This window comes from Pseudomonas fjordensis (genome assembly GCF_976987115.1).
The window spans coordinates 532,690-559,300 of sequence record NZ_OZ336860.1 but is presented as its reverse complement, the minus strand read 5'-3'; the positions used below and the strand labels follow the sequence as shown (position 1 = coordinate 559,300).

General features: G+C 61.4%; 19 protein-coding genes. 3 read left to right on the top strand and 16 right to left on the bottom strand.

Annotation, left to right across the window (positions count from 1 at the left end; all coding sequences use genetic code 11):
• Positions 1–273 precede the first annotated feature (273 nt).
• Positions 274–2,079, bottom strand: a complete 1,806-nt coding sequence (gene msbA, locus ACWHXD_RS02365) for a lipid A export permease/ATP-binding protein MsbA (protein WP_138761692.1) — start codon at positions 2,077–2,079, stop codon at positions 274–276.
• Between the two features lie 158 nt (positions 2,080–2,237).
• On the opposite strand from msbA, the gene ACWHXD_RS02360 reads away from it, so the two are divergent.
• Positions 2,238–4,079 (top strand): O-antigen ligase family protein, encoded by a 1,842-nt coding sequence (locus ACWHXD_RS02360; RefSeq protein WP_138761693.1) that lies wholly within the window; start codon positions 2,238–2,240, stop codon positions 4,077–4,079.
• A 123-nt stretch (positions 4,080–4,202) separates the two neighbouring features.
• On the opposite strand, the gene ACWHXD_RS02355 is transcribed toward ACWHXD_RS02360, so the two are convergent.
• The 7 genes from ACWHXD_RS02355 to ACWHXD_RS02325 all read right to left on the bottom strand — a co-directional run bounded on the left by ACWHXD_RS02355 (position 4,203) and on the right by ACWHXD_RS02325 (position 11,253).
• Positions 4,203–5,084 (bottom strand): glycosyltransferase, encoded by an 882-nt coding sequence (locus ACWHXD_RS02355; RefSeq protein ID WP_138761694.1) that lies wholly within the window; start codon positions 5,082–5,084, stop codon positions 4,203–4,205.
• Positions 5,081–6,229 (bottom strand): glycosyltransferase family 4 protein, encoded by a 1,149-nt coding sequence (locus tag ACWHXD_RS02350; RefSeq protein ID WP_014716637.1) that lies wholly within the window; start codon positions 6,227–6,229, stop codon positions 5,081–5,083. Before ACWHXD_RS02350 ends, ACWHXD_RS02355 begins: the two co-directional genes overlap by 4 nt.
• 84 nt (positions 6,230–6,313) lie before the next feature.
• Positions 6,314–7,720, bottom strand: coding sequence for a PIG-L deacetylase family protein (locus tag ACWHXD_RS02345; RefSeq protein WP_138761696.1), 1,407 nt, complete (start codon positions 7,718–7,720; stop codon positions 6,314–6,316).
• On the bottom strand, positions 7,717–8,613 hold the full coding sequence (locus tag ACWHXD_RS02340; protein ID WP_032893887.1) for a GNAT family N-acetyltransferase: 897 nt from the start codon (positions 8,611–8,613) through the stop codon (positions 7,717–7,719). Before ACWHXD_RS02340 ends, ACWHXD_RS02345 begins: the two co-directional genes overlap by 4 nt.
• Positions 8,614–10,371: a carbamoyltransferase family protein gene (locus ACWHXD_RS02335; RefSeq protein ID WP_014716634.1), complete on the bottom strand. Its 1,758-nt coding sequence runs from the start codon at positions 10,369–10,371 to the stop codon at positions 8,614–8,616.
• Between the two features lie 142 nt (positions 10,372–10,513).
• The gene (locus ACWHXD_RS02330) at positions 10,514–10,870 is read right to left on the bottom strand and encodes a YceK/YidQ family lipoprotein (protein ID WP_032893888.1); all 357 of its coding nucleotides are present in this window, start codon (positions 10,868–10,870) and stop codon (positions 10,514–10,516) included.
• 56 nt (positions 10,871–10,926) lie between these two features.
• Positions 10,927–11,253, bottom strand: coding sequence for a YceK/YidQ family lipoprotein (locus tag ACWHXD_RS02325; protein ID WP_084570981.1), 327 nt, complete (start codon positions 11,251–11,253; stop codon positions 10,927–10,929).
• Positions 11,254–11,442: 189 nt separating this feature from the next.
• On the opposite strand from ACWHXD_RS02325, the gene ACWHXD_RS02320 reads away from it, so the two are divergent.
• The gene (locus ACWHXD_RS02320; RefSeq protein WP_098949747.1) at positions 11,443–13,530 is read left to right on the top strand and encodes a TonB-dependent receptor family protein; all 2,088 of its coding nucleotides are present in this window, start codon (positions 11,443–11,445) and stop codon (positions 13,528–13,530) included.
• A 98-nt stretch (positions 13,531–13,628) separates the two neighbouring features.
• Here ACWHXD_RS02320 and ACWHXD_RS02315 read toward each other — a convergent pair whose 3' ends face one another.
• The 8 genes from ACWHXD_RS02315 to glnE are packed head-to-tail and all read right to left on the bottom strand — an operon-like array spanning position 13,629 to position 23,581.
• The gene (locus tag ACWHXD_RS02315) at positions 13,629–15,080 is read right to left on the bottom strand and encodes a lipopolysaccharide kinase InaA family protein (protein ID WP_499083512.1); all 1,452 of its coding nucleotides are present in this window, start codon (positions 15,078–15,080) and stop codon (positions 13,629–13,631) included.
• Complete coding sequence (locus ACWHXD_RS02310) at positions 15,080–15,832, bottom strand: lipopolysaccharide kinase InaA family protein (protein ID WP_032893894.1); 753 nt, start codon at positions 15,830–15,832, stop codon at positions 15,080–15,082. Before ACWHXD_RS02310 ends, ACWHXD_RS02315 begins: the two co-directional genes overlap by 1 nt.
• On the bottom strand, positions 15,829–16,563 hold the full coding sequence (locus tag ACWHXD_RS02305; RefSeq protein WP_003187993.1) for a lipopolysaccharide kinase InaA family protein: 735 nt from the start codon (positions 16,561–16,563) through the stop codon (positions 15,829–15,831). The genes ACWHXD_RS02310 and ACWHXD_RS02305 overlap by 4 nt, the downstream gene beginning before the upstream one ends.
• Positions 16,563–17,369, bottom strand: a complete 807-nt coding sequence (gene rfaP, locus ACWHXD_RS02300; RefSeq protein WP_003187992.1) for a lipopolysaccharide core heptose(I) kinase RfaP — start codon at positions 17,367–17,369, stop codon at positions 16,563–16,565. The genes ACWHXD_RS02305 and rfaP overlap by 1 nt, the downstream gene beginning before the upstream one ends.
• The gene (locus ACWHXD_RS02295) at positions 17,366–18,490 is read right to left on the bottom strand and encodes a glycosyltransferase family 4 protein (RefSeq protein ID WP_138761697.1); all 1,125 of its coding nucleotides are present in this window, start codon (positions 18,488–18,490) and stop codon (positions 17,366–17,368) included. The genes rfaP and ACWHXD_RS02295 overlap by 4 nt, the downstream gene beginning before the upstream one ends.
• Positions 18,490–19,551, bottom strand: a complete 1,062-nt coding sequence (waaC, locus tag ACWHXD_RS02290; RefSeq protein ID WP_032893895.1) for a lipopolysaccharide heptosyltransferase I — start codon at positions 19,549–19,551, stop codon at positions 18,490–18,492. The genes ACWHXD_RS02295 and waaC overlap by 1 nt, the downstream gene beginning before the upstream one ends.
• Before the next feature lies 1 nt (position 19,552).
• On the bottom strand, positions 19,553–20,587 hold the full coding sequence (gene waaF, locus ACWHXD_RS02285) for a lipopolysaccharide heptosyltransferase II (RefSeq protein ID WP_032893896.1): 1,035 nt from the start codon (positions 20,585–20,587) through the stop codon (positions 19,553–19,555).
• Between the two features lie 54 nt (positions 20,588–20,641).
• The gene (gene glnE / locus ACWHXD_RS02280) at positions 20,642–23,581 is read right to left on the bottom strand and encodes a bifunctional [glutamate--ammonia ligase]-adenylyl-L-tyrosine phosphorylase/[glutamate--ammonia-ligase] adenylyltransferase (protein ID WP_138761698.1); all 2,940 of its coding nucleotides are present in this window, start codon (positions 23,579–23,581) and stop codon (positions 20,642–20,644) included.
• A 383-nt stretch (positions 23,582–23,964) separates the two neighbouring features.
• On the opposite strand from glnE, the gene aceE reads away from it, so the two are divergent.
• Positions 23,965–26,610 carry a pyruvate dehydrogenase (acetyl-transferring), homodimeric type gene (gene aceE / locus ACWHXD_RS02275; RefSeq protein WP_003187985.1) on the top strand — a complete coding sequence of 882 codons (2,646 nt, stop codon included), beginning with the start codon at positions 23,965–23,967 and terminating at the stop codon, positions 26,608–26,610.
• Position 26,611: the final 1 nt, after the last annotated feature.

The window sequence follows — 26,611 nt, the reverse complement described above, 5'->3', positions numbered from 1 at the left end:
CGGGGTGGCAGGTAGAGAAGTGTCGGCTGTCAGGCCGCTATCGCAGGCAAGCCAGCTCCCACAGTTGGATCGCGGGGTATCAGGTAGAGAAGTGTCGTCTGGGAGGCCGCCATCGCAGGCAAGCCAGCTCCCACAGTTGGATTGTGGGGTGTCAGGTAGATATGGGGCGGCTGGCAGGCCGTCATCGCAGGCAAGCCAGCTCCCACATTTGGATCGTGGGGTGTCAGGTAGAAAGCCCCCTCCCCCACAGCAGCACTGTGTACACCTGCTGGATCAGGTGATATCAGCCTGCACCGGTGCATCCAGGCCCATGGCATGCAGGCGAGCGTAGTAACCGTTCTGCGCCAACAACTCGCCATGGGTGCCACGCTCAACAATCCGCCCGTCGTCCATCACCAAGATCAGGTCCGCCTTCTCGATGGTGGACAAACGGTGCGCGATCACCAGGGTCGTGCGACCTTGCATGACCTTATCGAGTGCCGCCTGGATATGCCGCTCGGACTCGGTATCGAGAGCCGAGGTGGCCTCATCGAGGATCAGCAACGGCGCATTCTTGAGCAATGCACGGGCAATCGCCAAGCGCTGACGCTGGCCGCCGGACAACAACACACCGTTCTCGCCCACCTGAGTATCGAAGCCCTTGGGCAACTGATCGATGAAGTCCTTGGCATTGGCATCCGCCGCCGCCGCCTCAACGTCGGCACGCGGCGCACCGGCCAGGTCGCCGTAGGCGATGTTGTTGGTCACGGTATCGCTGAACAGAGTGACATGCTGGGTAACCTGAGCAATGTGCTTGCGCAGGTTGAGCAGCTTGTAGTCTTCGATCTCGATGCCATCGAGCAAGATTTCACCGCTTTCATGGTGGTAAAAGCGCGGGATCAGGCTGGCCAGGGTCGACTTGCCACTGCCCGAACGCCCCACCAGCGCAATCATCTGCCCAGGCTCGGCGGTAAAACTGATGTCCTTGAGCACATGGCGTTCGGTGCCAGGGTAGGTGAAGTTCAGATGGCGCACTTCCAGGCGACCGCTGACCTTGTCACGTTCAATAGTGCCGTGGTCGACCTCAACGTCTTCGTCCAACTGTTCGAAGATGCTTTCGGCGCCCGCCACACCTTTCTGGATGGTCGAGCTGACTTCCGAGAGTTGGCGGATCGGCTTGGGCAACAAGCCCGCCAGGGTGATGTAGGCCACCATATCACCCGCCGAGGCGTCGCCACGCAGGTACAGCACCAGAAACATCAGCACGGCCATGGCAGAGTAGATCACCAATTGCAGCGCCGGGGTGTAGATCGCCCCGGTGCGGGTCATGCGCAATTGCTTGTTGGTGTTGCTCTGGCTGGCCTTGAAAAAGCGCTTCTGTTCGTAGACTTCGCCGCCGAAGCTGCGCACCACGCGGTAGCCCTGGATGGTCTCCGAGGCCACGTGGGTCACGTCGCCCATGGCCACCTGGATCTTCTTGCTCTGCTTGCGAAATTTCTTGCTGGCGGTACTGACCATCACAGCAATCAACGGCAGGATCGCGATCATCACCAACGTGAGGCGCCAGTTCATGAACAGCAAGGAGGCGAACAGGAAGATTACCGTCATGCCTTCACGGATCACCACCTTGATGGCATCGGTCGCGGCCCCCGTGACCATGGTCACGTTGAAGGTGATGCGGGAAATCAGATGCCCGGAGTTGTGGTTATCGAAGTAGCGGTTGGGCAGCGTCAGCAGGTTGTTGAACAGCTGCACCCGCAAGTCGTGGACAAGACCCAGGGAGACCTTGGCCAACAGATAGTTGCCCAGGAACGACCCCAGGCCTTGCCAGGCCGCGATCAGGATGATCAGCAACGGCACCGCCTGCAGCAATTGCAGGTCGCGCAAAAAGGGCACGGTCGGGAACAGCACAGCTTCCGGGTTGGAGAGGCCGTCGACAAAGTACTTGAGGATGTAACCCAGCATCGGTTGGGTCGACGCGAAAATCAGAAATCCAAGGATACTCAACGCGAACAAGCCCATATAGGGCTTAACGTAACTGAGCAGGCGGAAGTATATTTTCAAGCTCGAAGGGCTTGCGCTCGGACTGGAGTCGGTCATATCACGCGGCGTTTTGAAAAAGGAGGCTGACTTTAGCACAGCTTCTCTGTTGTACTTGCACCCGGCGTAAGCCGCGGCCCGGTTGGATCCTACCGGCGACATTACTTAGCCACTAGCTTAAGATGGTCGGCTTTCTCTTTCTGGAATGGCTTTACTGTATGCACTCCAAGCGCCTTACCTATGGCTCAAATCGCGTTTTCGACTTCCTGGTCCTATGGATTTTGCCTGTTGGCTTGTTGCTGCTCCTGAGTGCACTGTTCTTTGTCGGCAATCGCAATGTACTGCACCGCATTGTCTACATCCTGTTCAGCGTACCGACCTTGTTTCTGTTGTGCATGCGCCCCCGGGAGTTCAAGGACCTGCTACGCGAGCCCCTGGCGATTGCGTTTCTGGCGTTCTCCGCCTGGGCGTTGACCAGCCTGCTCTGGAGCCCTGAACCCAGTTCCGATACCGACCTGTTCAAGCGACCGCTGAACACCTTCATGCTGTTTGGTGGCTGCGGTCTGCTGCTGCATTACCGTAACGAATTGTTCAAGCCAATCTTCTTCAGCGCTGCGGTGATTGCACTGGTGGTCAGCCTGGGTAACCTGGTGGCGTTCGCCAAAGGCTATCAACCTGGCATGCGCATGATCGGCGGGCTGGGCGCCCTCGACAACCCGCTGCTCAGCTCGCACCTGTTCGGTTTTTTCACGGTGTACTGGCTGTACGTCTGCATGACCACCCAGCGTCTCAACGTGCTGTGGTTCAGCGTACCGGCCCTGGCAATCATGACCGCTGCGGTGCTGGCGACCGGCTCACGCACGCCGCTGGTGGCGCTGACGCTGGCCATACTTTGGATGAGCTTTGTCAGCCGCAACCGACGCGCGGCACTGCTTATCACCGGCATGATCCTGGGTGCCGCCGGACTCCTGCTGTTCTTCCCCGAACTGATCACTGGACGCGGCAGCTCGTTCCGCTTTCAGCTGTGGACCATGACATTGCAGCTTATTGCCGAGCACCCTTGGATCGGGCATAGCTACGATTCCGAACTCTACCTAATGGTGGCCAATGACTACCAACTGCGCGAACCCCACAGCTTCGCCCTCGGCGTACTTTATTATGTCGGTATCATCGGCTTTATCCCGTGGATTTTCATGCTCGGATGGGGCCTGTACAAAGGCCTGAAGGAACGCGCCCAGCCGCTGTTCATCCTGGCATCGTCTCTGCTGGCCTATGGCATCGGTGCCGGCCTGACCGAAGGCGGCGGCATCCTGTCACGGCCCAAGGAGCATTGGTTCCTGCTGTGGATCCCCCTGGCAATCATCACCGGTCTGAGCCTCGCCCAGCGCCATCGCAGCCTGCTGCGCATGCCGGTGCAGAACCTCAAGCCCGCGGCGCTTGAACAGCTGTGCAGCAACGCCCATGTGATTGAAGCCGATGGCCTGGGGCCCAAAGTCCTGCGCCTGGAGGACGGCAGCTTCCTCAAGCTGTTCCGCCCACGCCGCTGGTACACCTCCGGCAGCTTCAACCCGTACTCCGAGCGCTTTGCCAGCAACAGCGAGCAATTGCGCACCCTGGGCATTCCTACGCCGCACATCCTCGGGCTCTACCGCCTGAGCGACGCCAGCAGCGCAGTACGCTACACGCCGTTGCCCGGCCTGACGTTGCGCCAAGCGTTGCAAAGCCTGGACAGCAGCCTGCGTGAATCACTGGTGGAGCGCTTTGGCCGGTTCATGGCGCAACTGCACGAGCGCGGCGTGTACTTCCGTTCGCTGCACTTGGGTAACGTGTTGTTGATGGACGATGGTGAATTCGCCCTGATCGACGTGGCTGACCTGCGCATCTACCCGTCTTCACTGCGTCACGCCCTGCGCCAACGTAACCTGCGCCACATGCAGCGTTATCCCCAGGACCGCAACTGGCTGTTCGAAACGCACTTCGAACAACTGGTCAAAGGTTACGCCTCGGTGGCAAGCCCCGCCGCCACCGCGAAAATCCGCGAGCAGGTCCAGAGCCTGTAAACACCCTCTGTAGGAGCGAGCTTGCTCGCGAAAAACTCACCGGCACCGCGTTTATTCAGCAAACACGCGTTATCGTTGAGGTTCTTCGCGAGCAAGCTCGCTCCTACAGGGTGTGGTGGCGGTTCAGTTTTTGAGTGGTGCCAGATACAACCGCACCAGCCCACGCAAGGTCTTGCGCCCCCAGAACTTCAACGGGATCTGCTTGAGAATCTCCCGCGCCAACGGGCGGTCGCGGTCGGCGGTCTTGAGGAACATCGAGTTCAGGAAGTTGTAACGCACCGCGTCATAGGCCGGGTGTTCGCTGAACTTGGCGTAGGTCTTGAGGATGTTCTGGATCATGTAGCGGTGGTTCTTGTACGTGTTGCTGGCGTGCTGGCGATACTGGGCCATCACCACGTCAAGGGCGTCGATGGTATAGCCCGCCGCAGTGATCTTCAGCTGGATCAGCAAGTCTTCCAGAGGAATCTGCGGATCGAAACCACCGACCTCCTCCAGCACTTGCCGACGAATCAGCATGGTCGGCGCCGGCGGAAACGGCTTGCGGTCCAGGAACAGGTCGTCAAAGTCCAGACGGCGAAACGGCACGTCGCGACGTTGTTTCTTCTCCGGGTGCAGGTTGCCGTCCCCGTCGATCAGCTCGATATTGCCGGCACACATGCCCACCTTCGGCTTGCCGTCCATATACGCTACCTGGGTGGCGAGACGGTCCGGCAACATGATGTCATCCGAGCCGAACGGTGCGATCAGGCTGCCCTTGGCGCGAGCAATCGCACCGTTCAAGGTGGCGCTGAGCCCTTGGTTCTGCTGCACCTGGAAATCAAAGCCGTGCTCGGCCTGCAAACGCCGGATGCGTTCGACGCTGTCATCCTTGGAGCCGTCGTCGACCACCAACAGCTCGATATTGGGGTAGGTCTGCCCCAACACGCTGAGAATGCTTTGCTCGATGTACTGGCCATGGTTGTAGGAGGCGATGATCACCGAGACCAGGGGTTGTGGCTGATTCATGCTCTACCTACTTCACGCAAACCGGTTTCAATCAGGGTCAGGTACTTGTGCTTGAACTCGTCGAGGGTGTGGTTGGCTTCCAGATAGCGGAACACCTCTTCACCCTTGGCGCGTAATTGTTCATCGCTCAAGGCCAGGTATGTATCCAGAGCCGCAGCCAATTGTTCGACATTGCCCGGGTCGTGGGACAAGCCGCCCGCGCCCTGCACCAGCGGCAGCATCGCCGGGCCGTTGGAGGCAATCACCGGCAGATGGCCGCTCATGCCTTCCAGCAGGGCCAGGCCCAGGCCTTCGAACAGCGATGGCATGGTCCAGATATCGAAGCCGCGCACGTACTTCATGCCGTCTTCGCGAAAACCCAGCAAGTGCGCACGGCCGGTTAGGCCCAGGCGCTCGATGTCGGCGCGCAGGTCGGCTTCGGCACGGCCGGAACCAATGATGCCCACCTGCGCCTCAGGGTATTTGTCCTTGAGCGTGGCGAAGGCTTGCAGCAGATGGGTATGGCCTTTGATCGGCACCAGGCGCCCCAGTGCGCCGATCATCCGTGCATCCATGGGCAGGCCCAGGGCCTTGCGCGCGTCCTCGCGGGACAGTTGCAAAGCCTCTGCCTGGGGAATGTCGATCGCGTTGGTGACGTAGGTAGTGTTCTCACGGGTGAAGCCGCAATTGAGATCTACCAGGTAGTCCTTGACCGCTTCGGACACACCGACAAAGCGCCACGCCGGGCTGACCCAGCGCTGGGTCTGACGCCGACGGTAACCACGGGCGTACTCGCCAAAGCCGTGGGAGATGCCGATGCACAGCGGGATCTTCAACCAGCGGTTGAGCGACAGCATCATGTTCACCGACTTGAAGCGGTTACAGATGACCACGTCGAACTTCTGCTCGCGGCAGTACTTGTAGATCTGCCACATGGCGCCAAAGCGAATGCCCTTGAGGGACTTCTCCGGCAGCTCGAAATAATGCGAGTGTTCGGCCACGCTCAGGGGCTGGCCGGGCAGCGGGCGCCCGCTGAGAAATCCGGAGGTCACCTCGAAGCGCTCAGCCGGCAGGGATTTGACGATTTGCTCACCCAAGTCCGCGAAGTCATGGGTCTTGACGTTGTAGTCCGGCTGTAACTGCAAAACCTTGAAACGAGGCTTCATAACTCTCCATGCAGCGATCTGGCTACGGGCACGCAGCCCGGTAAAAGGGCGACAGGCGCATACCGGCCTGCCTTCAATCGGCTCTCAGTCCTGCTTCAGGACCCACAACAGCTCGTGACGGCGCACGGCCTTGCGAAAGAATTCGTTCTCGCCATAGGGCGACGGCCTACGGCCCGCCAGCAGTTGCTGCAACCAGCGGCGCACACGACGCTTGAACGGCGCTGGCGGCTGCAGGTCGTGCATCATGCCCAGGGCCATGGCCTTGTCCTGCTGCTGGCTCAAGGCGAGGGCGAAACTGCACGGCACCAGCTCCACAGCGCCATCGAAACGCGGCGGCAACGCCACGCCAGCGCCGGAATCGCCCATGGGCCAACGGTCGTTATCATGCAGGTGATTGGCGTAGCCGAGCAATGTGTCGGGCCGCCACGCCAGCCCCTGCAAGGCTTCCAGCACTGCCGCGTGGGCGCAGATATGGTCGGCGTGGGGGTCCAGCAACGGCGTGGGCAAGACGATGACCTGGGGCCGCGCCTTGAGCAGCAGCGCCCGCAGGTCGGCAATCAGGTTGTGCCAAGTTGGCGCGCCATCAGCATCGCCAGGCAGGGCAAAACCATTGAACTGGCGAAACAGCCGCGTATCGGCCAAATCGGCTTCGCGGGAGGCTTGCGGCTGATCCGGCGCGGCTTGCATGGCTTGCAACTGCATGCAGAAGTAGCCCAACTGCACGCACTGCGCCTCGGGCACGCCCGCCCAGCGCGGCACCGCGACGCTATCCCAGGCCCGCAAACGGCCCTTGAGGCGCGCAGCTTCAGCCTTGGGCAGGCCCATATGCTGATAATGCTCGGCTTCGATTTCACCCGCCGTCAGCGTGACGATCCAGCTTTCAGCCGCCTGGCTGTAAAGGCTGAACGCAGCCAGTTCGGCATCGTCGGCATGGGGCGCGATCACCATCACACGTTGCTGGCGATAGTCCGGCTGGCGAAAGCGCCACAGCGTCGGCTGGCCCTTGATCCGGCAAAAACGCCCGCGCAAGTTGAGGTTGCCCGCCGCCAAGGCTTCGGCGGCGCCGGTCAGGTTCAGATAACGCCGCCCAGCGACGCCGCGTTCGAAGGCTTGCCGGTCTGGAGTTTCCAGGCCCAACAGATCTATTGCGGGGTCGAAGAAACGACCCAGCCAGGTACTTTTCAACTCAACGCCGACGATCAGGGTTTCATCCGCCGCCAACGGCGCATCCAGCAGCAGCCGGCCCGCCTCCAGGCGCAAGCCGGGCTGTTCGCTGCCGGCAGGGAACGCGTACTCATAGCTGTCTTTGGGCGAGTAAAACAGGTGATCGGCAAACCAGGCCTCATGGGCGGCCCATAGCAGCACCGCAAGGATCAGCGGCAACCACCAGGCCACCAGTACGCCGGTGGCGACCAGCACCAGCACGCCGATCAATAGCGCAATACGCTTGTTACGCCGATGCCGCTTGAGCAGTTGCTGTTTACGGCTCATACACTGAACACCGGCACCGGGTTGCACCAGCGCTCTTTGTATTCGCGGTCGGAACGCCCGAAGGAGAAGCGCAGCGACTTGTTCGCCGCCCGCGCCTGTTCCCAGGCACTTTGGGTATTGAGAAAACTCAGCACGCTGCCGGGGCTGAACGCACGGGTTTCAGGGTCGACGCCGCCGTTGACATACTCGGCGCTGAACCACTCGTTGGACTGCACCTGATACACCAATTGCACCGCAATCGGCGCGTCGTTCAGAAACAGCACCGAGCCGAACAAAAACTCCTTGAGCAACTCCAGCACCTCGGCCAGGCGCGCCGCGCCCGCCGCCGGGAAGCCCCAACGGCGCTGGAACAGATCGCAATAAATCGCCGCCAGTTCTACGCTCGAGAACTCACTGACCGCCCGTACCACGCCGCCCGCCTCTTCCAACAGGCGCAGTTCACGCCGCTGGTTGTAGCGAAACTTCTTCGACAGGTCTTCAGGAGTACGCGCCATGGCCAACTGCTCGGCCTGGGGCTTGAGGGTGCTCACGCGCCCCTCGTTCAGCGCCGAGAGGTAGCGCGCACGATGCCGCAACGGCACCTGCGCATCGGCGGCAATCGGCAGGATGATCTCGGCGTTGCCCAGGTCAAACAGGCCTTTCTTGCCGCTGCGCTTGAGTACGTCCTTGGACAGCGCCAGGTCGCGGCCCCAGGTGGCGATTGCCCCCTTGAGTTCACCACCTTGCTCCCAGCCCAGGTAACGCACGGGTATCTGCGCCAGGCCGGCCAGGCGTTCGATCACCTGGGGATGGGTCGCCACGCTGCCGCCGTAACGCTGCCAGGCCTGGGCGTAAACCTCGGCCTCGACAGGCGCCCAGCCACGTTCACGCCAGCCCTGGAAGCGGTTCAGCATTTAAACCACGGCGTCATAAGGGTCTACGCCGTCCTTGACCACGAGGATGTCTTCCATGATCAGGTACTGCAGGTCCGAACCGAAGAACATGTTCAGCGCGTCGGTCGGCGAGCAGATCATCGCTTCGCCACGACGGTTGAGCGAGGTGTTCAGGGACACGCCGTTACCGGTCAGCACTTCCAGCTCTTTCATCATGTCGTAGTAGCGCGGGTTGTATTCGCGCTTGAGCACCTGGGCGCGGGAAGTACCGTCTTCGTGCACCACTTCCGGTACGCGAGTCTTCCATTCTTCGGCGACTTCAAAGGTGAAGGTCATGAACGGCGCCGGGTGATCGACCTTGATCATCTGCGGGGCCACGGTGTCGAGCATCGACGGACAGAAAGGCCTCCAGCGCTCGCGGAACTTGATCTGGTGGTTGATGCGATCTGCAACGCCGGTCGCACTTGGGCAACCGATGATCGAACGACCGCCCAACGCGCGCGGGCCAAACTCCATGCGGCCCTGGAACCAGGCCACCGGGTTGCCGTCGACCATGATCTTGGCAATGCGCTTAGGCATGTTCTCGATCTTGCGCCAGTTCGGCTTGCTCTCGTGCTTGGCGCACGCGGCAATCACGTCTTCGTTGCTGTAGGACGGGCCGAGGTAAACGTGCTCCATCTTCTCGACCGGTACGCCACGGGCGTGGGACACATAGGCAGCCGCGCCAACAGCGGTACCGGCATCGCCGGAGGCCGGTTGCACGAACAGCTCTTTGACGTCGTCACGGGCAATGATTTTCTGGTTCAGCTTGACGTTCAGCGCACAGCCGCCGGCGAAGGCCAGCTTGCCGGTGTCCTTGAGGATGTCGCCCAGGTAATGGTCGATCATCTGCAAGGCCAGTTTCTCGAACAGCGCCTGCATGCTGGCCGCGTAGTGGATGTACGGCTCGTCGGCGATGTCGCCTTCGCGCTTGGGGCCCAGCCACTCGATCAGTTTTGGCGAGAAGTAGAAACCTTTGCCCTTCTCTTTGTAGCGGCGCAGGCCGATGACGTTGGCGTAGTCGGTGTTGATCACCAACTCGCCGTTTTCAAAAGACGCCAGGCGCGAGAAATCGTACTTGCTGGCATCGCCGTACGGCGCCATGCCCATGACCTTGAACTCACCGTCGAGCATCTCGAAACCGAGGAACTCGGTGATTGCGCCGTACAGGCCGCCGAGGGAGTCCGGATCGTAGAATTCTTTGATCTTGTGGATCTTGCCGTTTTCGCCGTAGCCGAAGAAGGTGGTGGCGTACTCGCCCTTGCCGTCAATGCCCAGAATCGCGGTTTTTTCCTGGAAGCCCGAGCAGTGGTAGGCACTGGAGGCGTGAGCCAGGTGGTGTTCAACCGGTTCGATCTTGATTTTCTTCGGATCGAAGCCCAGTTGTTCCAGGCACCAGACGATCTTGTTGCGATAGCGCTTGTAGCGACGGTTGCCCATCAGGATCGCGTCGAGGGCGCGGTCCGGGGCGTACCAGTAACGCTTGGCGTAGTGCCAGCGCGCCTCGCCGAACAGGCTGATCGGGGCGAACGGGATCGCCACCACGTCAACGTCCGAAGGCTTGATGCCGGCCTGCTCCAGGCAGAACTTCGCCGACTCGTAGGGCATGCGGTTCTTTGCATGTTTGTCGCGTACGAAGCGCTCTTCTTCGGCGGCCGCAATCAGCTTGCCGTCGATATACAGGGCTGCGGAAGGATCATGGCTAAGGGCGCCGGACAGGCCAAGAATCGTCAATGCCACTGGGGTCTAGCCTCTTTTAGTCTGCATGCAGGCGCATCGCGCCTGAAAAAAGTGTGCTTCCCGCACGGGCGGGAAACAGCTAAAGGGCGGGATTATAGCTTAAAAGCAGTGGGAAGCTGTTAGCGGCAAGCGCCGAGAGGGGCTAGCGGAAGATCTCGATGCTGCCGTCCTTGTTCTGGCGGTAGATCGTATAAGGCAGCATCAGGGTGTCCATGACACCAGAGGCGACAAATTCAATTGCGATGATCGGGAAGGCATTACCTTGGCGATCCAGCAGGCTTTGGTCCTTCAGGCTTTTGTCCGGTGCAGGCTCGCCATTGAGGGTACAAAAGCCGTAAATCACCCCACTGTAGATACGCGGCACGTTTTCGCAGTGGCTGCGTGACTCCTTGAGGTTCTGGCTGGCCACGGCATCCGGACGAAAGACGGTATTGATCGTTCCGCAGCCGGAGGCCAATAACAAGGTTGAAACCAGCAGGATTTTGAAACCACGACTCACGGACAACTCCTTTCGCCCAGTAGATGAGCTGGGCAGGTGCTTTTATACCCATAGGCTTATGAACGGCCCGGACGCCAATAGATGCTGATATTACCGTCGGCCGATTGTCGATAAATCGTATAGGGCAAAACCACCGTATCGGCAACCGCGGACACCGCAATATCTACGAGCACGAAGGGTATGAGGAACCCGGTGGGGTCCGGGGCCGCGTGCAGCATGCAGAAATCAAAGGCCACGCCGCTGTAAGCGCGGGGAATGGATTGGCAATAGGTTTTTGCGAGCCTGAGCTCACGCGCCGTGTCGCCCTCTTTGCGCATGACGCTATTAACAGTTCCACAGCCGCTTAATAACAGCACAGCGACACTTACACCCAGTGCAGCCATTATTTTTCTTGTCATATCCTAGCCTCGCAAACGATCAGCCACGCTAGCACCGAGAGATTGGCTCATTCACCCGAGAGACGCCGCTGCATTGAGTAGGAAAAATCCGAAATGGTAAAACCTGCCTGACTGTTTAAACTTGCGCACTTTTTGCGCGCCTTCGCTATGCGTGCCCAAGACTCTGGCTGCCTTATGAAAAAAATGCACGCTCGTTTTTCCCTCTTGCTGCCTGGCCTGCTGGCCTTGAGCAGCACCGTGCAGGGCGATGATTCGCCACTGACCCTCGCCCCCACCGTCGTCAGCGGTTCGCGCAGCGCTAGCCCAACGTTTGATTTACCCTATTCCGTGGATGGCATCAGCCGCGAGCAGATCAGTGACGGCCAACTGGGCATTAACGCCTCCGAAGCCCTGTCCCGCGTACCCGGCCTGGTGGTGCAGAACCGCCAGAACTACGCGCAGGACCTGCAGATTTCTTCCCGCGGCTTCGGCGCCCGTTCGGCATTTGGCGTGCGCGGCATCAAGCTGATCGCCGACGGCATCCCCGCCAGTACCCCGGACGGCCAGGGCCAGGCCGCCACCTTCAACCTCGACACCGCCGAGCGCATCGAAGTGCTGCGCGGTCCGGCGGCGACGCTGTATGGCAGCAACGCCGGCGGCGTGATCCAGATGTTCTCCCGCGACGGCGAAGGCCCGCCGCGTATCGGCGCCGAAACCCTGGTGGGCAGCGACGGGCTGAACAAGAACCACCTGAGCGCCGAGGGTGCGGCGAACGGCGCCGGGTTTGTGCTCGACGCCTCGCGCATGGACACCAACGGCTACCGCGACCACAGCAGCGCGCGCCGCGACCAGACCTTCGCCAAGCTCAATTTCCAGCCCGATGACGACAGCAAGCTGGCCTTGATCTACAGCAGCCTGGAGCAGAACGGTACGCAAGATCCACTGGGGCAGACCTGGGCAGCGTACAAGGCCGACCCGCGTTCGGTAAGCGCCAATGCGCTGAACTACAACACGCGCAAAAGTATCGATCATCAGCAATTGGGGATGAATTACGAGCGGTACTTCGGTGGCGCGACCTTGCAGGTCAATGCCTATACCGGGCGCCGTAGTGTGATTCAGTACCTGTCGATCCCCAAGGGCACGCCCGCCAACGAACGCGGCGGTGGCGTGGTGCAATTTGACCGTAAGTTCTACGGCGGCAGCGTACGCTGGATGCAGCCCATCGAAAGCGCGCCTGGCGAGCTGATGATCATTACCGGCCTGGACTTCGATCAAAGCGAAGACAGCCGCCATGGTTATCAGAACTACAGCGGCAACACCCTCGGCGTGAAAGGCCAACTACGCCGCGACGAAATCGACACGGCTCGCAGCCTCGACCCGTATATCCAAGCCAACTGGGCCCTCGACCGCTGGACCCTGCAAGCCGGCGTGCGCCACAGCACGATGCAGATGGACGTTGAAGATCAGTTCCTCAGCAATGGCGACGCCAGCGGCAACAAGACCTACCAGAAGAACACGCCATCGATGAGCGTGATGTATGCGTTCACCCCCGACCTGCATGGCTACATCAGCGCAGGCAAAGGCTTTGAAACCCCGACCCAGGCCGAGCTGGCCTATGCACCGGGCAACGCCGAGGGCTTCAACTTCGGCTTGAAGCCGTCTGAAAGTACGCAATATGAAATGGGTGTGAAAGCGCAACTGAACAACACACGGATCAACGCCGCCGTTTTCCAGATCACCACCGAGGACGAACTGGTGGTGCAGCAATCCATCGGTGGCCGTACCAGCTACCAGAACGCCGGTCGCACATTGCGCCGCGGCTTCGAACTAGGTGTTGAAAGCCAACTGAGCGACCACTGGAGCACCAGCCTCGCCTACACCCGCCTGCACGCCACCTACGACAGCGATTTTGCCAGCGGCGCCAACACCATCGACAAAGGCAACTACCTCCCCGGCGTGCCACAAACCACCCTGTTCGCCGAACTGAACTGGAAACCACGGGACTGGGTCAGCACGGCCATCGAAGGCCTGTACCGCAGCAAGGTCTACGTGGAAGACACCAACCAGCAACACGCCGCACCGGCCTACAGCGTCTTCAACTGGCGCGCACGGTTTGAGCAGAAGGTCGAGCACTGGACCTTTCACCAGACCTTGCGCCTGGATAACCTGCTGGACCGTCAGTACGTAGGGTCGGTAATTGTGGGCGACGGCAATGGCCGCTATTACGAAGCCGCGCCGGGGCGCTCGTGGTATGCGGGGGCTGGGGCGCAGTACCAGTTCTGAATGCAGCGCCTGGACGGGCGCCATCGCGGGCAAGCCCGCTCCCACATTTTGACTGCGTTCACAGATCAAGTGTGGGAGCGGGCTTGCCCGCGATAGGTTTAACTGCCGACATCCGCCTCTTTGGGCAAGCGCTGGTCAATCACCTGGTACAGCGCACTGCCCTGCGGCCAGTTACGCATAAATCGCGCACGGTCTTTGGCATACGCAGGGGCGAAGCTGGACAGCGAGGCGTGCTGGCACATGGCATCCAGGTCAATCATCGCCCAGCGCCCGTCGTTCCAGAACAGGTTATGGCCTTTGAAATCCCCATGGCTGATGCGCTCGCGGATCAAGTCGGCAAACAACTGGTCCAGCGCCTGCAATTCGCTCTCGGGCGCATCGCCGCTTTCCACATACGGCGCAAAGCGCTCGATGATGTCCGGCCCCGGCAGGTACTCGGTGACCAAGTAGGCACGGCTGCGCAACCACAGGAACCGTTTCTCCAGCACCGCCAACGGCTTGGGTGTGGCAAAACCCAGGAAGGCCAGGCGGTTGCCTTCGCGCCAGGAGTGCCAGGCGCGGCTTGGGCGCCAGAAGCGTTTGAGCCAGTGGGTAAAGCCCTTGATGTTGTAGCGCTTGATCACCAGCGGTCGGCCGGCCACGTCGACCTTGGCCACGCTCGCCGCGCCACCGGTCTTATACAGGTGACCCTGGTCGAGCAACGCATCGGCTTGCTCCAGCACCGGCACCATGGCGGCTTCTTCTTCGCGGCGGATCGCACGCAGGCCAAAAGCGCCGCGCACCACACTGAACAGCGTGCACTCGCGGCCGGTCTTGTCCAGGTAGTCTCTCAAGCGCCAGGCGCTGACTTTATGCACCTGCTTTTCCAGGGCTTGCATTGGCAAGGCGTGTTCGCCGTTGGCCAGCAGGTAATACACCAGCAACTCTTCGGTAAACGGCTCAAGGTTCTTCGGCAGTTGGGCGAAGAACACCCCGAGGTTCTCCAGCACGCGATTGCGCGACAGCGGCTTGCCCGCCTCTTCGACACGAATGCCGGCGCCATCGATCAAGTACAGCTTGCCGTCTTTGCGCAGCAGGTTGTCCAGGTGCAGGTCTTCCTGCCACAGGCCCTTGGCATGCATCTGGGCAATCGCGCCCAGCGCTTCGGCGAGCACGGCGGTTTGTTCGTCCGCCAATGGCGGCAGGTTTTCGACGGCGAGCCAAGCGCCGGACAGGCTTTGGGCCCCCTCGATAAATTCAAACAGCAGCCAACCGCCCTCGCCGTCCTGCAAGCCATCGGCCAACAGCAACGGCGTGGTCAGGCCTTGCTCAGCCAACAGGCGTACACCTGTGAGCTCACGCTGAAAATGCCGCGCCGCCTTGCTGCCCACCAACAACTTGGCCAACACCGGGCGACCACGCCACACGGCGGCGCCCACATAGCGCTGCCCCGGCAACACCCGCAAAAGGCTCAGCAATTGCAATTGCCCAGGGCCGGCGGCATCCGCCAGGTCGAGGGTCAGCGGCAGGCTGGGGGTACGCCCAGCCGTTTTCAGCTCGGATAAGCACATCAGCGGTTCTCCTTGTGGCTGCGGCGTGCGGTCAGGCGCTGGTGCCAAGTGGCGACCAAGGCGCTGTCCTCGGGCTGCTCAAGGTACGCCGCCAGCAGTTGGCGCACCTGCGCATCCGACCATTGCGGCGCGCGGCGCAGCAGCGGTTCCAGGTCCTTGACCCGGTCACGCCAGCCAAACAGCAGCGGGCGGGTTTTCTCCAGGTCGATCAACTGCGCGGCATACCCCTCACCGGCAGGCTGCAGGAAAATATGCTTGGGGTAAAAACAGCCATGCACCTGCCCGACGCTGTGCAGATGACGCGCCAGCTTGCCGCACGCCAACAGGATCGCACTGTGCTGGGCTGCGCTCAATTGCGACCACTGCTCCAGCAACGAGTCCAGGTCATTCCAGCCATCCAGCGCACGGGTGAGCAGCATCGCCCGGCGCTCGCCCTTGACCTTGCGCTCACCGAAGAACGCCGCTTGCAGGGCCGGGATGCCGAGCTTTCGATACAGGCTGATGTTGCGAAACTCGCGGGCAAAACTCGGCTCGCCAAACGGGCGGTGCAAGGTGCGCGTGAGGTAGTTGCTCTGACGCTTGAGGTAGTAACCCTGCCCCTCAAGCTCCAGGCGATACACGCTGCTCCAACCGTCGCCGCTGGTGTTCGGCTCGTCCACCGCATCCAGTTGCTTGGCCCACAGGGCGTCGAAGGTCGCCAGGCCGTTGCGCTCAAGCAGAGCGCGGTCTTCGGCCGCCAGGAAGTCACTCATTCGCGTCCCTCGAAAAACTTCACCACATGGCGAATTCGCTGTTTGTCCGACGCGGTCAGGTGCGCGCGCTGGCGATATTGCAGGTAGAAGCGCAGGCGCTGGGTGGCCGACAAGTGATACTTGGCGACTTTGTCCAGGCAGGCCAGGTCTTTGGTGATGCGGTACTTGAGCCAGAAACCGCGCCAGAAATCACCGTTGGGGCAGTCGATCAGGTACAGCGTGCGCTGGTCGTCCACCAGCAGGTTGCGCCACTTCAAGTCGTTATGGGTGAAGCGGTGATCGTGCATGGTGCGCGTGTATTCGGCGAGCTGGCGGCTGATGCCATCGACCCACCGGGGGTCTTTGAGGCGCTCATCGTGACGCTCGGCCAGCACCGACAGATCTTCGGTCTTGGGCAATTCGCGGGTGATCATCGCGCCACGGTTATAGGCCAGGCCCTTGCGGTCCAGGCCCCAGGCCACCACATCGGCAGTGGGGATGCCCCACTTGGCGAAGCGCTTGAGGTTCTGCCATTCGGATTTCACCCGTGGCCGGCCCAGGTAACGACGCAGGCCCTTGCCGGCGCCTACGTAGCGCTTGACGTAATAATTGACCCCGCCACGTTCCACCCGGATCACTTCCGACAACGGGTCGCGGGTCAGCCGCTCGCCTTGCAGGGCGAACACCGCGTCCAGGCTTCCAAAGTCATCCGCCAGGGCGGCGTAGGCAGGTTCCAGGTTCCAACCCGCCATCAGATCGCATCCCCGTATCGTTGTTTACGCGCATACAGCTTTGCTGCCATGCGTTCCAGCGCAGACAGCAGCGCGGTTTGCTCCGCCAGGATCTGGCGCAGCGGCTGCTGGAAATACGCCTTGAGAAAACGCAGCTTGTCACGCTGGGTCAAGCCGATCTCCAACGCGGAGTAATACAGGCCGGCCAAGTCTTTGTTGCGCCAGCGCACGGGGATCGTCGCACGCACCTGGGCGCGGTGCAGGTCGATCACCGACAGCTTGAGATTGTCGACGCTGATGGGCCGGTCGGTGTGCAGCAGAAAATGGCACAGGTAGCAGTCACGGTGGTTGACGCCGCCGCGGTGCATCGCGCCCACGGTACGCGCCAGCTCAAGGGTCAAGGCATGCTTGATGGCCGGCACGGGCGGTTGCTTGACCCAGTCCAGGGTCAGGTCTTCCAGGCTGATGATGGGGGTCAGTTCCTGGGTGATGATGAACGAGTGCTGGTCGGCCGGGTTGCTGCCTTTTTCACCGAACGCCACGGCGGTCATGGTCGGTACGCCAAGCGCCTGCAAGCGCTGGATCGCCACCCACTCCTGGCCCGCGCCCAATACCGGCAATTTGGCAGTGACCAGGTTCTTGAGGATTTCGCCCCAGCCAATCCCACGGTGGATCTTCACAAAATAAGGCTGGCCCTCGACCACCGTACGCAACGTACGGCGAGCGGCCAGCTCGCGGAACACCTGGCCTTCCAGCTTCTCGACCTCGGCGAACGCATCGCGCCCGTCCCAGAGGGTCTTGAAGGGTTCGGCTAGAATCAACTTCATCGGTTTGGCTCCGCCAGAATCAGGTCCGCAGCATACTGCGGCATGCTAAAGAGGTCGGCCGTCTCTGCGAAGGCCAGACCATTGCGACTCCAGGTCGCACGCGCTTGTGGGTCGTCGAGCATATCGACCAGATACTGGTTGAGCTGGGCTTGCTCGAACGGCTCGTCCAACACCCGGCCGCTCTGGGCCTTGTCGATGTAGAACGCATAGCCGCACACCTGGCTCACCAGTACCGGGAGGCCGGCGACCACCGCTTCGACCAGCACCATGCCGGCCGCCTCGTTGTACGCGGGGTGAATCAACAGGTCGGCCCCCAGCAGGAAGCGCGGGATATCATTGCGGCCCTTGAAGAACTGCACCTGGTCGCCCAGGCCCAGCGCCGCGCTCTGCAATTGGAATACTTTGGGGTCGTCCTGGCCGATTACAAATAGCCGGGTGCGTTTCTTCAGGCGCGAAGGCAGTGCGGCCAGCGCCTTGAGGCTGCGGTCGACGCCCTTGGTCTTGAACCCCGAACCGATCTGCACCAACAGCAGATCATCTTCGGCCAAGCGAAATTCAGCGCGGAACTCGGCGCGGATCTCGGCGGCGTTCGGCGGGGCGCGGCGGTCTCGGGCGATCCCCGGTGGCAACAGGTGAAACCGCTCGGCCTGGGTGCCGTAATACTGGGTGAACAACTGCTGCTGATGCTCGGACAACACCATGATCTGCGTCTTGGCGTTTTTATCGAACACGGCGCGCTCGTATTCGGCAAAGTGCTTGTAGCGCCCGAACCAGCGGTACATCGGGTTGCGCAGGGTCTGGGCCTTGTCCTCGAACACGCCGTCGGCGGCAAAGTACAGGTCCAGCCCCGGCATCTTGTTGAACCCCACCACACGGTCCACCGGGCGCTTGGCCAGGTCGGCCTGAATCCAGGCGTAGAGCTTTTCGTTGCGGCGGTGGTTGACCAAGGCCTTGACCGGCGCTACCAGCACCTCAAAGCCTGGCGGGATGTCGCCTTCCCAGATCAGGGTGTACACCCGAATGCTGTGGCCGCGCTGCTGGCACTCCAGGGCGATGCGCATGAAGTCGCGCTGCAGGCCACCGAAAGGGAAGTACTTGTACAGAACAAAAGCCAGTTGCATCAGTGCTGCTCCTCGGCCAGTAACAACGTGCTCAGCCGGCTTGCGACACGCTCAGGGTTCAAGCGCGTGAAGCACAGGGGCGACTCGCGCGCGATGTCGAACCGCCGCAGGTCGTCGGCAGTGGGTTGATAAGTGCACTGTTTTTGCAGGCAAGGCGCACATGGCCAGTCGCTGGCCAAGTGAATCTGGCCCTTGCCGTAGGCGCCGGTGAGGCCTGGGTTGGTGGGGCCGAACAGGGAAATGGTCGGCACGTCCAATGCCGCCGCCAAGTGGCCGAGGCCAGTGTCGACGGCCACGCAGGCACGGGCGCTTGCCAATATGCGGGCCACGCCCGCCAGGTTGAGCTTGGGCAACACTTCGGCGTTGGGCAGGCCCAGGGCCAGGCGTTCGGCCCGCGCCTTTTCGGCGGCGTTGCCCCACGGCAGCTTTACATCCACGCCCAGACGGCCCATGCGTTCGGCCAGCTCGCGCCAATAGGCTTCGGGCCAGTGCTTGGTGTCCCAGGTGGTGCCGTGCAGCAGCAATACAAACGGCTTTTTTGGCGGCAGGCCGAGCAGTTTTTCAACGCTCAGGCCGTAGTCACCCAGGCGTTGGGGCAGGTCGTAGCCCAGCGCCACGGCGAACAGCTGGCGCAAGCGCTCCACCGCATGCTGCCCACGGGCCACGGCCAGGCGCCGGGAGTAAAAGCGCGCAGCCAGAGGTTCTCGCGCAGAATCTTTATCGAAGCCGGCGATGGGCGCCCGCACATAACGGGTCAGCCAGGCACTTTTAAGCAAGCCCTGGGCGTCGATCACCAGGTCATATTTGGTCGACTGCACCGCCTGCTTGAAGCGCCGCCATTCACCGCTCTTGACGGTTTGCCAGAGGTTCTTGCGCCAGCGGCGAATCGCCACCGGGATGACCTTGTCCACCGCCGGGTGCCAGGTGGGGATTTCGGCAAAGCCTTCTTCCACCACCCAATCGAACCGAATGCCGGGAATCGCCCGCGCTGCGTCGGTGAGGGCCGGCAAGGCATGGATCACGTCGCCCAGGGATGAGGTCTTGATTACCAGAACCCGCAACTCAATGAACCTCGACCACGTCGCCCTGCAAACGCTGCAAGGCATCGGTGACCGGCTGGGGCAGCAACTGGCGCAGGCAGTTGTAGTGGCCGAAACGGCAGGTACGCTCAAAGCACGGGCTGCAATCCAGGCCCAGGCGCACCACCTCGACCTTGTCGGCCAACGGCGGAGTGAAGCCTGGGGAGGTCGAACCGTACACCGCCACCAGCGGACGGTTCAGCGCTGCCGCCACATGCATCAGGCCGGAGTCGTTGGACACCACCGAGTCGGCGCACGACAACAGGTCGATGGCCTCGGCCAGAGACGTGTCGCCACTGAGGTTCACCGCCTCTTCACGCAGGCCGGGAATCAGGCGCTGGCGGATGTCTTCGCCCACCGAGTGATCGTTCTTGGAACCGAACAGCCACACCTGCCAGCCTTCGCGGATCTTCGTCTCGGCAACTTTGGCGTAATGCTCCGACGGCCAGCGCTTGGACTCGCCAAACTCGGCGCCCGGGCACAAGGCCAATACGGGCCGGTCCAGGGTCAGGCCAAACTTGGCCAGCGCCGCGTCGCGGGTCACCGGGTCGATCTGCAAGCTGGGGCGCGGGTACGGCTTGGGCAATTCAGCGCCCGGCTCGTAGGCCAACGCCATAAAGCGTTCGATCATCAACGGGTAGCGGGCTTTATCCAGGGTGCGTACGTCATTGAGCAGCACATAGCGGAACTCGCCGCGCCAGCCGGTGCGCTTGGGGATACCGGCAAAGTACGGCACCAGCGCCGACTTCAGCGAGTTAGGCAGCAGGATCGCCTGGTCGTACTGGCCGGCCATGGATTTGCCGATGCGTCGGCGGGTCGCCAGCTCCAGGGCGCCGTGGCCGAGCGGGAAGCTCAAGGCCTTGCGCACCTCTGGCATACGCTCAAGGATCGGCCGGCTCCACTCAGGGGCGAGCACGTCGATCTGGCAGTCTGGATAGCGCAGGCGCAGGCACTGAAACAGTGTCTGTGCCATCACCATGTCACCGACCCAACTGGGCCCAACGATCAGAATATTCATGTAGTTTCCACAAACGATGCGGGGAGGCTTATGCCTCCCCGCCCTAATAGTGTTTCAGCTCAAGCCCAGCGCTTGCCAGATTCGCATCACCTGTCGCCGCTCGTCGGCGAACTGGTCCCCGGCGACCGTGCCGGCCTCGTTCTGCAAAGCCTGGCGATGCGCGGCTGAGCGGTAGGCCTTGTACACCTCACGCAGCAAATGGGCATCGGCGGCGGGCATCAGCCCGACCTGCTCCAGGCCCTCCAGAATGCGGATATTGTCGGTGTAGCGCAGCAACGATGGATGTTGCGCAGACCACGCCAAAGCCGCGTATTGCACCATAAATTCAATATCGACGATACCTCCGGCGTCCTGCTTGAGGTCGAACAGCGCCGTGGCCTCGAAGGCATTGGCGCCCCTGCCGGCCGTCGTGGCCTTGGTGCCCAGGTTGTCACGCATCTTGGCACGCATCTCGCTGACCTCCTGGCGCAGCTTCTCCAAGTCCCGTTCACGCCCCAACACGTTAGCCCGTACCTGCTCGAACGCCTGGCCCACATCCTGGCTGCCCACCAGCACCCGTGCGCGGATCAGGGCCTGATGTTCCCAGGTCCAGGCTTCATTTTGTTGATAGCGGTCAAACGCCCCCAGGGAACTCACCAGCAAGCCGGAGGCGCCGGAAGGTCGCAGGCGCATGTCCACTTCATACAGCTGGCCAGAGTTGGTCTGGGTGGTCATCAGGTGAATGATGCGCTGGCCCAGGCGTGTAAAGAATTGCGCGCCATCGATCGGTTTGGCACCGTCCGTCTCGGCCTGGGGGTCGCCGTCATGGATAAACACCAGGTCCAGGTCCGAACCATGCCCCAGTTCGATGCCGCCGACTTTCCCATAACCGACAATGATGAAGCCAGGATCGCACAGGGTGCCGTCCAGTCGCTGCGGCGAGCCGTGACGGGCGACCGTCTGGCGCCAGGCCAGGGCCAGCACTTGTTCAAGAATGGCTTCGGCCAGCCAGGTGAGGTAGTCACTGACCTTCATCAACGGCAGGCTGCCGGCGATTTCGGAGGCAGCCACCCGCAGGCGGTGCGCCAGTTTGAAATGGCGCAAGGCTTCCATCTGTTGCTCAAGGTCATCTTCGGGAATGCGCGTGAGGCGCTCGCGCAACTCAGCGGCAAGTTCCGGCGCCAGCGGCGGTTTGAACAAGCGGCCTTCGTTGAGCAATTCATCCAGCAACAGCGGGAAACGGGTGATCTGTTCGGCGATCCACGGGCTGGCTGCGCACAGGGTCAGCAGGCGACGCAGGGCGTCGGGGTTCTCGGTCAGCAGCACCAGGTAGGCCGAACGTCGGGCCACGGCTTCCACCAGCGGCAATACGCGTTCCAGCACCAGGTCCGGGTTGGCATGTTCAACGGCCTGGGCCAGCAGGCGCGGGATAAACGCATCCAGCCGCTCACGCCCCAGGCGCTGCATGGCGCGCAACTGCGGGCTGGCGCGCAGGCTGGCCAAGGCCTTGAGGGCCTTGGGGGCATCGGTGAAACCGCCTTCACTCAATTGGCGACACGCGGCGTCGTCATCCTGGGATTCCTCCCACAGCGGCAACCATTCACCACCGACCACCAATTCGCTTTCTTCGCCCTCTTCTTCATCAGGGTCGGCAATCACTTGGCGAAAGTGCCAGTCCACGCGGCCACGCCAGTACATCAGGCGCTCGTGGAACGCGGCCCAGTCACTGAAGCCCAGCATAAAGGCAATGCGCGCCTGGTCTTCAGGGCTGTCCGGCAGCATTTGCGTCTGGCGGTCGGCAATCGCCTGGATCGCATGTTCGGTGTAACGCAAAAACTCGTAACCGCTGCGCAGCTCGCTGATCACCGCCGCGGGCAAATAACCCTGACCTTCCAGGGTGCCCAGAACGTTCAACAGCGGGCGTTGCTGCAGACTGAGGTCGCGGCCGCCATGGATCAATTGGAAGGCCTGGGCGATAAACTCCACCTCACGAATGCCGCCCGCGCCCAGCTTGATATTGTCGGCCATGCCCTTGCGCCGCACTTCCTGCTGGATCAGTTGCTTCATGGTGCGCAGCGCTTCGATGGCCGAGAAGTCCAGATAACGGCGATAGACAAACGGGCGCAGCATGTCGAGCAGTTGCGCGCCAGCCACCTGGTCGCCGGCCACCACCCGCGCCTTGATCATGGCGTAGCGCTCCCAGTCCCGGCCCTGGTCCTGGTAGTACTGCTCCAGCGCGTTGAAGCTGAGCACCAGCGCGCCGGCCGAACCGTAGGGGCGCAGGCGCATGTCGACGCGGAAGACAAAACCGTCGACGGTCATCGGGTCGAGGGCCTTGATCAGCTTTTGACCCAGGCGAATAAAGAACTCCTGATTATCCAGGGCACGCTTCACGCCTACCGTTTCGCCGCCTTCGGGGTAAGCAAAGATCAGGTCGATATCCGACGACAGGTTCAGCTCCACCGCACCGAGCTTGCCCATGCCGAGGATGACCATGTGCTGCGCCTCGCCACTGCGTGCGCCGGTCGGCGTGCCGAACTGGGCGCAGTGGCGCTGGTACAGCCATTGATAGGCCTGGTCGATGCAGGCGTCGGCCATGTCGGACAGGTCGCGACAGGTTTGCACCAGGTCGGCCTGGCGTGTGAGGTCGCGCCAGATGATGCGCACCTGCTGGCGCGTGCGCTGGCGGCGCAGCACGCGGCCCAGCTCGTCTTCTGTTTCGGCCTGTTGCACGGCACCGGCTATCTGGCTGCACAGCTCGCCGGGCGCAAACCCGCGGTCCAGCTCGCCCCAGGCCGCCAGCTCAAGCAACATCAAAGGGTCACGAACACTCTGTTCAATGACGAAATCACTGGCGGCGCACACGCGGGCAAAGTCGGCCCACCGTTGCGGCGTCCACGCAGAAAGGCCATGATCGTCATCCAGCGCGGCCACCGCGTCACGAAATGACTGCTCGGCCCGGTTGGCGTAAGGCAACAGAATGGCCGGCAGTTCGGCCAGCGTTGGAAGGCTCATGGTCTATCCTTGATCGGCGTGTAAATGGCGTGTAGTTGTGAAGGCAAGAGCCATGCTCGGTGAAGGACTGTCGAACAAAGGTTAGAAATAGCTGAAATTAAATTAATCTTGGCAGGCAACATCAAAGTTTCACCTTTTCTTGTTCGCAATAGACCAACAATAACGATTATGCTCACCAGCAAGACCGAGCCATACGCTCAGTCTTGTGTAGTTTTACTACTCGTATATACATTCGAAAGGCTGAAATGGCCGACGATTTGTAGTAAAACTACAGGACGCCGAAGCAACCTTCGGCCATCCAAGAATTTATGTCGTCTGCCCACAAGGCCAGTCGCAAACTTCAGGCAACCGATTCTGGTAGCCTTTCCGCCCTGGAGCAAGCCATGCAAGACCTCGATCCCGTCGAAACCCAGGAATGGCTGGACGCCCTGGAATCGGTTCTCGACAAAGAAGGCGAAGACCGTGCTCACTACCTGATGACCCGTATGGGCGAACTCGCGACCCGCAGCGGCTCGCAACTGCCTTACGCCATCACTACGCCATACCGCAACACCATCCCCGTTACCCACGAAGCACGCATGCCTGGCGACCTGTTCATGGAACGCCGCATTCGCTCGCTGGTACGTTGGAACGCCATGGCGATGGTAATGCGCACGAACTTGAAAGATTCGGACCTGGGCGGTCACATCTCCAGCTTCGCTTCCAGCGCAACCCTGTATGACATCGGCTTCAACTACTTCTTCCAGGCCCCGACCGACGAACACGGCGGCGACCTGATCTACTTCCAGGGCCACACCTCGCCAGGCGTCTACGCCCGTGCGTTTATGGAAGGTCGCATCAGCGAAGAACAAATGAACAACTTCCGCCAGGAAGTCGACGGTCAGGGGCTGTCGTCCTACCCGCACCCTTGGCTGATGCCTGATTTCTGGCAGTTCCCGACCGTTTCCATGGGTCTGGGCCCGATCCAGGCGATCTACCAGGCACGCTTCATGAAGTACCTGGAAGCCCGTGGCTTCATCCCCGAAGGCAAGCAGAAAGTCTGGTGTTTCCTGGGCGACGGCGAGTGCGACGAGCCGGAATCCCTGGGTGCCATCTCCCTGGCCGGCCGCGAGAAGCTCGACAACCTGATCTTCGTCATCAACTGCAACCTGCAGCGCCTCGACGGCCCGGTTCGCGGCAACGGCAAGATCATCCAGGAACTCGAAGGCGTGTTCCGCGGTGCTCAGTGGAACGTGACCAAAGTCATCTGGGGCCGCTTCTGGGACCCACTGCTGGCCAAGGACGTCGACGGTATCCTGCAACGTCGCATGGACGAAGTCATCGACGGCGAGTACCAGAACTACAAAGCCAAAGACGGCGCGTTCGTTCGCGAGCACTTCTTCAACACGCCTGAACTCAAGGCGATGGTTGCCGACCTGTCCGACGACGAGATCTGGAAGCTCAACCGTGGCGGCCACGACCCGTACAAGGTCTACGCGGCGTACCACGAAGCGGTCAACCACAAAGAACAACCGACCGTCATCCTGGCCAAGACCATCAAGGGTTATGGTACCGGTGCCGGCGAAGCGAAGAACACCGCGCACAACACCAAGAAAGTCGATGTCGACAGCCTGAAGTTGTTCCGCGACCGCTTCGACATCCCGGTCAAGGACGAAGAGCTGGAGAACCTGCCGTTCTTCAAGCCAGAGCCAAACAGCGCCGAAGCCCGCTACCTGAGCGAGCGTCGCAGTGCACTGGGCGGTTTCGTGCCACAGCGTCGCGCCAACAGCTTCAGCGTACCGACGCCAGACCTGAGCACCCTCAAGGCTATCCTTGACGGCTCGGGTGACCGTGAAATCTCCACCACCATGGCCTTCGTGCGTATTCTGGCGCAGTTGGTCAAGGACAAGGACATCGGCCCACGCATCGTTCCGATCATCCCGGACGAAGCCCGTACCTTCGGTATGGAAGGCATGTTCCGTCAGTTGGGCATCTACTCCTCCGTCGGCCAGCTCTACGAGCCAGTCGATAAAGACCAGGTGATGTTCTACAAGGAAGACAAGAAGGGCCAGATCCTCGAAGAAGGCATCAACGAAGCGGGCGCCATGAGCTCCTTCATCGCTGCCGGTACTTCGTACTCCAGCCACAACCAGCCAATGCTGCCGTTCTACATCTTCTACTCGATGTTCGGCTTCCAGCGTATCGGCGACCTGGCCTGGGCCGCTGGCGACAGCCGCACCCGTGGTTTCCTGATCGGCGGTACCGCCGGCCGTACCACGCTGAACGGCGAAGGCCTGCAACACGAAGACGGTCACAGCCACATCCTGGCTGCCACCATCCCGAACTGCCGCACCTTTGATCCAACCTACGGCTATGAGCTGGCGGTGATCATCCAGGACGGCATGAAGAAGATGACCGAAGAGCAGCAGGACGTTTTCTACTACATCACCGTGATGAACGAGTCCTACCAGCAGCCAGCCATGCCGGCCGGTGTGGAAGAAGGCATCATCAAGGGCATGTACCTGCTCGAAGAAGACACCAAGGAAGCGGCGCACCACGTACAGCTGATGGGCTCCGGCACCATCCTGCGCGAAGTGCGTGAAGCGGCGAAGATCCTGCGTGACGAGTTCAACGTCGGTGCCGACGTGTGGAGCGTGACCAGCTTCAACGAACTGCGCCGTGACGGCCTGGCCGTGGAGCGCAGCAACCGCCTGCACCCTGGCCAGAAGCCAGCCAAGAGCTACGTCGAAGAGTGCCTGGCCGGCCGTAAGGGTCCAGTCATTGCCTCTACCGACTACATGAAACTGTTTGCTGAACAAATTCGCCAGTGGGTCCCGTCCAAGGAATTCAAAGTCCTGGGCACCGATGGTTTCGGCCGCAGTGACAGCCGCAAGAAGCTGCGTCACTTCTTCGAAGTCGACCGTCACTTCGTGGTGTTGGCAGCCCTGGAAGCCTTGGCTGACCGTGGTGAGATCGAACCTAAGGTGGTGGCTGACGCTATCGTCAAGTTCGGGATCAACCCGGAAAAACGCAACCCACTGGACTGCTGAG

Excerpts from the sequence above, each read along its gene's own strand:
- ACWHXD_RS02305 (WP_003187993.1), bottom strand. The coding sequence starts at position 16,563 with ATGGCGGGTTGGAACCTGGAACCTGCCTACGCCGCCCTGGCGGATGAC.
- waaF (WP_032893896.1), bottom strand. The coding sequence starts at position 20,587 with ATGAATATTCTGATCGTTGGGCCCAGTTGGGTCGGTGACATGGTGATG.
- ACWHXD_RS02350 (WP_014716637.1), bottom strand. The coding sequence starts at position 6,229 with ATGAAGCCTCGTTTCAAGGTTTTGCAGTTACAGCCGGACTACAACGTC.
- ACWHXD_RS02355 (WP_138761694.1), bottom strand. The coding sequence starts at position 5,084 with ATGAATCAGCCACAACCCCTGGTCTCGGTGATCATCGCCTCCTACAAC.
- aceE (WP_003187985.1), top strand. The coding sequence starts at position 23,965 with ATGCAAGACCTCGATCCCGTCGAAACCCAGGAATGGCTGGACGCCCTG.
- ACWHXD_RS02295 (WP_138761697.1), bottom strand. The coding sequence starts at position 18,490 with ATGCAACTGGCTTTTGTTCTGTACAAGTACTTCCCTTTCGGTGGCCTG.
- ACWHXD_RS02320 (WP_098949747.1), top strand. The coding sequence starts at position 11,443 with ATGAAAAAAATGCACGCTCGTTTTTCCCTCTTGCTGCCTGGCCTGCTG.
- ACWHXD_RS02315 (WP_499083512.1), bottom strand. The coding sequence starts at position 15,080 with ATGTGCTTATCCGAGCTGAAAACGGCTGGGCGTACCCCCAGCCTGCCG.
- ACWHXD_RS02360 (WP_138761693.1), top strand. The coding sequence starts at position 2,238 with ATGCACTCCAAGCGCCTTACCTATGGCTCAAATCGCGTTTTCGACTTC.
- glnE (WP_138761698.1), bottom strand. The coding sequence starts at position 23,581 with ATGAGCCTTCCAACGCTGGCCGAACTGCCGGCCATTCTGTTGCCTTAC.
- rfaP (WP_003187992.1), bottom strand. The coding sequence starts at position 17,369 with ATGAAGTTGATTCTAGCCGAACCCTTCAAGACCCTCTGGGACGGGCGC.
- ACWHXD_RS02345 (WP_138761696.1), bottom strand. The coding sequence starts at position 7,720 with ATGAGCCGTAAACAGCAACTGCTCAAGCGGCATCGGCGTAACAAGCGT.
- msbA (WP_138761692.1), bottom strand. The coding sequence starts at position 2,079 with ATGACCGACTCCAGTCCGAGCGCAAGCCCTTCGAGCTTGAAAATATAC.
- ACWHXD_RS02310 (WP_032893894.1), bottom strand. The coding sequence starts at position 15,832 with ATGAGTGACTTCCTGGCGGCCGAAGACCGCGCTCTGCTTGAGCGCAAC.
- ACWHXD_RS02325 (WP_084570981.1), bottom strand. The coding sequence starts at position 11,253 with ATGGCTGCACTGGGTGTAAGTGTCGCTGTGCTGTTATTAAGCGGCTGT.
- ACWHXD_RS02340 (WP_032893887.1), bottom strand. The coding sequence starts at position 8,613 with ATGCTGAACCGCTTCCAGGGCTGGCGTGAACGTGGCTGGGCGCCTGTC.